Source organism: Hydrogenophaga sp. (assembly GCF_018780075.1).
Classification (GTDB): Bacteria; Pseudomonadota; Gammaproteobacteria; order Burkholderiales; family Burkholderiaceae_C; genus Hydrogenophaga.
On the sequence record NZ_JADMKB010000085.1, the window covers coordinates 1 to 7,952 of the forward strand.

A 7,952-nucleotide genomic window follows, 5' to 3' on the forward strand; every position below is an offset into this window, starting at 1 on the left:
CAGTGGGACACCAGCGTGCTGGCCAACCTGATGTACGACTGGATGTTCCGCGGCGGCGGCGACTACGGGCGCAGCTCCACCCTGGCCATGGTGCTCATGCTGGCCGTGATCCCCGTGATGGCCTTCAACATCCGCCGATTCCGCGCCGAGGAGGCCCAGCGATGAAACTCCGACTCAACGCCACGTCCGTGGTCTCGCACGCCCTGCTGCTGGCCATCGTGCTGGCCTGGGTGCTGCCCACCTTCGGCCTGCTGATCTCCAGCTTCCGCGACCGCGAGCAGATCGTGAGCAGCGGCTGGTGGACCGCGCTGTCCACCCAGACCCGGCCCGACATGCGCCGCACCGCCGGCGCCCAGAGCGTGGTGCCCGAGGGCGACCGCTTCGTGATGGCCGGGCGCCTGTTTCCCGAAGGCGCGTCGGTCAAACTGAGCCGCTTCTCGCTCAAGTCGGCCAACCCTGGCGAGTTCCCCGTGGGCCAGCCGGTCGAGCTGACGGACGCCCAGGTGTTCGACGACGAAGACGGCCAGCCCGATGGCACGCTCACCGTGAACGCCGACGGCAGCTACCGCATGGTGCTGAACCAGGCCTATGAGAAAGACCGGGGCATCCGCATCTTCTTCGTGGCCGAAACGCCACCCTCCTTCTCGACCACCAACTACCAGAAGGTGGTGGCGTCCGAGGGCGTGGGCGACGCCTTCCTCAACACCTTCAAGGTCACGATCCCCGCCACCTTCATCCCGATCCTGATCGCCGCGTTCGCCGCCTACGCCTTCAGCTGGATGGAGTTCCCCGGCCGGCGCTGGCTGTTCGTGCTGGTGGTCGCCATGCTGGTGGTGCCGCTGCAGATGTCGCTGATCCCGCTGCTGAAGCTCTACAACGACCTGGGCGAAGCGCTGGGCATGCCGTCCAAGTCCTACCTGGGCGTGTGGCTCGCGCACTCGGCCTTCGGCCTGCCGCTGGCGATCTACCTGCTGCGCAACTACATCGCCTCGCTGCCGCGCGACATCATCGAGAGCGCGCGCATGGACGGTGCCACCCACTTCCAGATCTTCACCAGCATCGTGCTGCCGCTGTCGGTGCCGGCGCTGGCGAGCTTTGCGATCTTCCAGTTCCTCTGGGTCTGGAACGATTTCCTGGTCGCGCTGGTCTTCCTGGGCAAGGCGCCCGACCAGGTGGTGCTGACCATCAAGCTCAACGACCTGCTGGGATCGCGCGGCGAGAGCTGGGAGATCCTGACCGCCAGCGCCTTTGTCTCCATCGCCGTGCCGGTGCTGGTGTTCTTCTCGCTGCAGCGCTTCTTTGTGCGGGGGCTGCTGTCCGGCTCGGTCAAGTGAGCTCCCCCTGCGCCGCTTTGCGGCTTTCCCCCAGGGGGACGCACCCTTTGGCCCGGCAAAGCCGGCGCTTCGGGTGCCCTGGAACGAACGCCCCTGTTTTCCTCCTGCATTTGTGTTTAGCCAATGACCAATGAATTGACTTTTCCTGCTGCTTTTGAATGGGGCTGCGCCACCGCCGCTTTCCAGATCGAGGGGGGCGGCCGCGAGGGGGGCAAGCTGCCCAGCATCTGGGACGATTTCTGCGCGCAACCCGGGCGCATCAAGGACGCCAGCAACGGCCTGGTCGCCTGCGACCACTACCACCGCTACCCCGAGGACGTCGCGCTGATGGCGTCGCTGGGGTTCCGGCATTACCGCTTCTCCATCGCCTGGACGCGCGTGGTGAACGCGCAGGGCCGCGCCAACCAGGCCGGCCTCGATTTCTACCGCCGCCTGCTCGACCAGCTGCAGCAACACGGGATCACGCCCAACGCCACGCTGTTCCACTGGGACCTGCCCTCGCACCTCGAAGGCGGCTGGCTGAACCGCGACACGGCGCACCGCTTTGCCGACTACGCGGCCCTGGTCGCGCGCGAGCTGGGCGACCGCCTGCCCCGCGTGGCCACGCTCAACGAGCCGTGGTGCAGCGCCTTCCTCGGGCACGACATCGGCGTGTTCGCGCCCGGCGTGCAGGACCGCGAAGCCTCGTTGCTCGCCGCCCACCACCTCATGCTCGCGCACGGCCTGGGCGTGCAGGCGTGGCGCGCGGTGCGCAGCGACACGGCGCTCGGCATCGTGCTCAACCCCGAGCTGTGCGACCCGTTCAGCAGCGCGCCCGCCGACGCGGCGGCCGCGCGCCTGGCCGAGCTGGAGCGCAACCACGTGTTCCTCAACCCGCTGTTCGGCCGCGAATGGCCGGCCGAGATGCTGGCCCAGATCGGCGCGCGCGCCGAGGGCCGCCACGCGGGCGACCTGGCGATCTGCGCCCAGCCGCTGGACTTCATCGGGCTGAACTACTACACCCGCTCGGTCGCGCGCGCGCCGGTGAGCCAGGGCGACGCGGTGCGCGGCTACACCTTCGTCGCGCCCGACGGTGACCAGCTGCCCCTGACCGATATCGGCTGGGAGATCTACCCCGTGGGCCTGCGCCGCGTGGTGGAGAACCTGCTGAAGGAGTGGCCGCTGCCGCCGATCTGGATCACCGAAAACGGCGCCGCCGACAACACCGGCGTGGTGGACGGCGGGTGCCACGACGAGACGCGGCTGCGCTACCTGCAGACCCACCTGACCCAGCTCGCCGCCATGGTGGACGCGGGCATCGACATCCGCGGCTACTACGTCTGGAGCCTGCTCGACAATTTCGAGTGGGCCCACGGCTACACCCAGCGCTTCGGCGTGGTGCACGTGGACTACGCCACCCAGGCCCGCACGCCCAAACACAGCGCGCGGTGGCTGCAGGCGCTCATGCAGCGCCACGCCACCACGCCCGCCTGACCACCCGACCTCTTCCTCTTCCCGCACCGTTTCACCCATGAACCACCCTTCCCCCCAAGCCCCCAACAACGGCTGGTGGCGTGGCGGCGTGATCTACCAGATCTACCCGCGCTCCTTCCAGGACAGCAACGGCGACGGCATCGGCGACCTGCCGGGCATCACCCAGCGCCTCGACCACATCGCCGCGCTCGGCGCCGACGGCATCTGGATCTCGCCGTTCTTCAAGAGCCCGATGAAGGACTTCGGCTACGACGTCAGCGACTACTGTGACGTCGACCCGATGTTCGGCACGCTGGACGACTTCCGCGCTCTGGTGGCCCGGGCGCACGAACTCGGTCTGAAGGTCATGATCGACCAGGTGCTCTCGCACACCAGCGACCAGCACCCCTGGTTCGTGGAAAGCCGCAGCAGCCAGGACAACCCCAAGGCCGACTGGTACGTCTGGGCCGATGCCAAGGACGACGGCAACCCGCCCAACAACTGGCTGTCCATCTTCGGCGGCAGCGCCTGGCAGTGGGACACGCGCCGCTGCCAGTATTACCTGCACAACTTCCTGACCAGCCAGCCCGACCTGAACTTCCACAGCCCGCAGGTGCAGGACGCGCTGCTGGCGACGGTGAAGTTCTGGCTCGACCTGGGCGTGGACGGCTACCGGCTGGACACGGTCAACTTCTTCTTCCACGACGCCTTGCTGCGCGACAACCCGGGCCGCGGCGCGCCCGACCGCAACAACCCGGACCCGGCGGTCAACCCCTTCAACCCCTACGGCTGGCAGCGCCACGTGTACGACAAGAGCCGGCCGGAAAACCTGCCCTTCCTGCAGCGCCTGCGCGCCCTGCTCGACCAGTACCCCGACACCACCATGGTGGGCGAGATCGGCGACGACGACGGGCTGGCCCGCGTGGCCGAGTACACCGCGGGTGGCGACAAGCTGCACATGGCCTACTGCTTCGACCTGCTGGGCGAGGCGCACGACGCGCCTTTCCTGCACGGCTTCCTCGGCCGCTTTGGCGAGATCGTGGGCGACGGCTGGCCCTGCTGGGCCCTGTCCAACCACGACGTGGTGCGCTCGGCCACCCGCTGGGGCGGCCCCAACCCCGACCCGCGCCTGCTGCGCCTGGCCGCGACCTTCCAGGCCAGCCTGCGCGGCACGGTCTGCCTCTACCAGGGCGAGGAGCTGGGCCTGCCCGAGGCCGAGCTGCGCTACGAGGACCTGCAGGACCCGTACGGCATCACCATGTGGCCCGAGTTCAAGGGCCGCGACGGTTGCCGCACGCCCATGCCCTGGTCCGCCGACACACCGCACGCGGGCTTCACCACCGGAGACAAACCCTGGCTGCCGGTGGCCGAGCCGCACCGCGCGCTGGCGGTGGACCGCCAGCAAGGTCAGGCCGGCAGCCTGTTGAGCCACTTCACCCAGCTGCTGCACTGGCGGCGCGGGCAGCCCGCGCTGCGGCACGGCCGCATGACCCTGCTGCCCACCCACCCGCAGGTGCTGGCCTTCGAACGCGACGACGGCACGCAGCGGCTGCTGTGTGCCTTCAACTTCAGCGACACACCGGCCGCGCTGGCGCTGCCCGAGGGCTGGGCACAGGCCACACCGCTGGCCGGCGGCGTCGCGACCGGCGCGCGGGTGTCGGACGGCTCCGTGCACTTCGACCCCTGGGGCTGCGTGTTTCTGGAAATGGGCTGACGGTTTCGGGTGGTCACAAGGCCGGCTGGAATCTGCGCGACACTGGCGCTCTGACGCCCGGTCTTCCAGGCCTTCACCCCACCCCGACACCCCAGGAACCGCCATGACCCTCCAGTCCCTGCCCACCACCCCGTTCGCCGGCCAGCTGCCCGGCACCTCCGGCCTGCGCAAGAAGGTCACGGTGTTCCAGCAGCCGCGTTACCTGGAGAACTTCGTGCAGGCGCTGTTCGACGTGCTGCACGGCGAGCACGGCTTGGCCACCGGCCAGACCCTGGTGCTCGGCGGTGACGGCCGCTTCCACAACCGGACCGCCGTGCAGACCATCCTGAAGATGGCGGCCGCGCGCGGCTACGCGCGGGTGCTGCTCGGCCGGGGCGGCATCCTCTCGACCCCGGCGGCCAGCGCGGTGATCCGCCGCCACGGCGCGAGCGGCGGCATCATCCTCTCGGCCAGCCACAACCCCGGCGGCCCCGACGGCGATTTCGGCATCAAGTACAACGCGGCCAACGGCGGCCCGGCGCCCGAGAAGCTCACGCAGGCCATCTACGAGCGCACGCAGGCGCTCGAGCGTGTCCAGATCAGCGACGCCGCCGACATCGCCATCGACATGCTCGGCATGCAACAGATCGAAGACACCACGGTCGAGGTGATCGACCCCGTGGAAGACCACGCCACCGTGCTGCGCGGCCTGTTCGATTTCGACGCCATCCGCGCCCTGTTCGCGCGCGGCTTCCGCCTGCGCTACGACGCGATGTGGGCCGTGGGCGGCCCCTACGCCAAGGCCATCATCGAAGGCGAACTCGGCGCGCCCGCCGGCACCGTGGTGCACGCTGAGCCGCTGGAAGACTTCGGCGGCTTGCACCCCGACCCGAACCCCGCCTACGCCGACGACCTGGTGGCCCACCTCATGGCCGCCGACGCACCCGACATGGGCGCGGCCTCCGACGGCGACGCCGACCGCAACATGATCCTCGGCCGCGGCTTCCTGGTGTCGCCGTCCGACAGCCTGGCGGTGCTGACCGCGCACGCGACGAAGGTGCCCGGCTACGCGCAGGGACTCAAGGGCGTGGCGCGCTCCATGCCCACCTCGACCGCGGTGGACCGCGTGGCGAAGGCCATGGGCATCGCCTGCTACGAGACGCCCACCGGCTGGAAGTTTTTCGGCAACCTGCTCGACGCGGGCCAGGTCACGCTCTGCGGCGAAGAGAGCTACGGCACCGGCTCGGACCATGTGCGCGAGAAGGACGGCCTGTGGGCCGTGCTGTTCTGGCTCAACCTCGTGGCCGTCACCGGCCAGTCGGTCGAGCAGTTGGTGCGCGGCGTGTGGAAAGAACATGGCCGCTGCGTCTACTCGCGACACGACTACGACGGCATCGCCACCGACAAGGCCAACGCGCTGATGGCCGAGCTGCGTGCGCAGCTGCCGTCGCTGGGCGGCAGCACCGTGGCCGGACAACAGATCGCCTGGGCCGACGACTTTTCGTACACCGACCCGGTGGACGGCTCGGTGAGCCAGAAGCAGGGCGTGCGCGTGGTGCTGGAAGATTCCTCGCGCGTGGTGTTCCGCCTCTCGGGCACGGGCACCGAGGGCGCCACGCTGCGCGTCTACCTGGAACGCCACGAGCCTGACGCGGGCCGGCAGGACATTCCCGCGCAGACCGCTCTGGCGCCGCTGATCGCCCTGGCTGAAGCCGTGGCCCGCATCCGCCACCACACGGGCATGGACGCGCCCACGGTCATGACCTGAAGTGAGGCCCCCACGCAGCGTTTCGCGCCACCCCCGCAAGGGGGCGGCATTGGCCGTCCGGCAGAGCCGGCCCGGCGGTGCCCCGGGTGGCCCCGTTGCACGCGGCCAAGCAGCGCTCCGGCGCCATGCAAAACCAGTACCGGGCCGGGCCCAGATCGCATGAAAGCCCGCCCCAGCCTCAACGCCGTCGCAGCGCCCATCTTTGGCGAGTTCCTGCTGGGCATGACGGTGGCCATGGCCGGGCTCTACCTGGCCTCGGACACGTCCGACGCGGCGGCCGGCACCTTCGGCCTCACGCAGCAGGTGTTGGAGACCCTGTTCGTCATCTTCCGCGTGCTGGCCATCGGCCTGGGCGTGGTGGTCACGCAGCTGATCGGCAGCGGCCAGCCGGACGCGGTGAAGCGCACCTCGTACATGGCGCTCGCGGCCAGCACCTGGGCCGGCCTGCTGGCCGCGAGCTGGCTGCTGTTCGGCAAGGCCCTCACGCTGGACGTGCTCAACGCCCCGGCCGAGGTGGTGCCGCTGGCCATCAGCTACATGCTGCTGCTCGCGCCGGCCATGGTGCTGGAGGCCTACAACATCAGCATGGCCGCCGTGCTGCGCGCCCACCTGTTTGCGCGCGAGTCGTTGTTCATCATGATCGCCATGCACGGCACGCACCTGCTGCTGGCCTTCGTGTTCATGCGCGGCCTGGGCAGCTGGGACGGCTGGGGGCTGAACGGCTACGCGGTGGCGTTTCTGCTCAGCCGGGCGCTGGGCCTGCTGCTGCACCTGCGCTTCTGGCAGCGGCGCATGGACCTGCGGCCTCAGCTGCACCACTGGTGGTCCCTGCCCATGCGCACACTGGGGCCGGTGCTGCGCATCGGCCTGCCGGGCGCCGCGCAGGAGCTGGGCTACCGGCTGGCCTTCATGGTCTCGCTCTCGGCCACCGCGCGCCTGGGCGTGGCCGCGCTGGCCACCCACTCCTACACGCTGCAGACGCTGAAGTACGTGCTGCTGATCAGCATGGCCATCGGCTGGGCCTGCGAGATCATGGTCGGTCGCCTGGTGGGCGCCGGCCGGCTGCGCGAGGCGGACCAGATGGTGAAGAAGGGCGTGCGCAACGGCATGCTGGCCTCGGGCTCGCTGGTGCTGATCGCGGCGCTGGCCGCGCCCTGGATCATGCGGGCCTTCACCAAAGACCCGGCCATCATCGAAGCGGCCCAGACCCTGCTGTGGATCTCGGTCGCGCTGGAGCTGGGACGTGTGTTCAACCTGGTGGTGATCGGCGCGCTGCGCGCCACCGGCGACGTGAACTACCCCGTCTACGCCAGCATCGGCTCGTTCGCGCTGCTGCTGGGCGCGGGCTCGTACTTCATGGGCCGTGCCTGGGGCCTGCCCGGCATCTGGCTGGCCTACGTGGCCGACGAGTGCCTGCGCGGCCTGCTCATGTGGTGGCGCTGGCGCGGCAAGGGCTGGCTGCCCCATGCACGGGAAACGCTGCGCGGGCTGCGCAAGCCCCGTTGATGCACTGATGCGCTGATCACACACCTCGCCGCTGCGGGGGGCGGTGCAAGCCCCGTGCAATGGGTCGCTGTTTATAATCGCGGGTTGTTTGCCCTCCGTCGGGCGATCCCCCATTCCCCCCTTCCCGGCACCGTTTCGCCACCCCAGAGGACACCATGAGCGACCACGCGCACGACTCCCACACCGGCCCGATCAAGAC

At 69.6% G+C, this 7,952-nt stretch carries 5 protein-coding genes; all 5 read left to right on the forward strand.

Features of this window, described 5'->3' with window-relative positions; genetic code table 11:
* Window positions 1-161: 161 nt before the first annotated feature.
* The 5 genes from IV088_RS14550 (at window position 162) to IV088_RS14570 (ending at window position 7,753) form a co-directional block, all read left to right on the forward strand.
* Entirely contained in the window at window positions 162-1,334 is a 1,173-nt protein-coding gene (locus IV088_RS14550; protein WP_291103300.1) for a carbohydrate ABC transporter permease, read from the forward strand.
* Window positions 1,335-1,469: 135 nt separating this feature from the next.
* Window positions 1,470-2,807 (forward strand): GH1 family beta-glucosidase, encoded by a 1,338-nt coding sequence (locus tag IV088_RS14555; RefSeq protein ID WP_291103303.1) that lies wholly within the window; start codon window positions 1,470-1,472, stop codon window positions 2,805-2,807.
* 37 nt (window positions 2,808-2,844) lie between these two features.
* Window positions 2,845-4,500 carry an alpha-glucosidase family protein gene (locus tag IV088_RS14560; protein ID WP_291103306.1) on the forward strand — a complete coding sequence of 552 codons (1,656 nt, stop codon included), beginning with the start codon at window positions 2,845-2,847 and terminating at the stop codon, window positions 4,498-4,500.
* A 103-nt stretch (window positions 4,501-4,603) separates the two neighbouring features.
* Entirely contained in the window at window positions 4,604-6,247 is a 1,644-nt protein-coding gene (locus IV088_RS14565; RefSeq protein ID WP_291103308.1) for an alpha-D-glucose phosphate-specific phosphoglucomutase, read from the forward strand.
* A 159-nt stretch (window positions 6,248-6,406) separates the two neighbouring features.
* Entirely contained in the window at window positions 6,407-7,753 is a 1,347-nt protein-coding gene (locus IV088_RS14570; protein ID WP_291103310.1) for an MATE family efflux transporter, read from the forward strand.
* Window positions 7,754-7,952 lie beyond the last annotated feature (199 nt).

Excerpts from the sequence above, each read along its gene's own strand:
- IV088_RS14565 (WP_291103308.1), top strand. The coding sequence starts at position 4,604 with ATGACCCTCCAGTCCCTGCCCACCACCCCGTTCGCCGGCCAGCTGCCC.
- IV088_RS14560 (WP_291103306.1), top strand. The coding sequence starts at position 2,845 with ATGAACCACCCTTCCCCCCAAGCCCCCAACAACGGCTGGTGGCGTGGC.
- IV088_RS14570 (WP_291103310.1), top strand. The coding sequence starts at position 6,407 with ATGAAAGCCCGCCCCAGCCTCAACGCCGTCGCAGCGCCCATCTTTGGC.
- IV088_RS14550 (WP_291103300.1), top strand. The coding sequence starts at position 162 with ATGAAACTCCGACTCAACGCCACGTCCGTGGTCTCGCACGCCCTGCTG.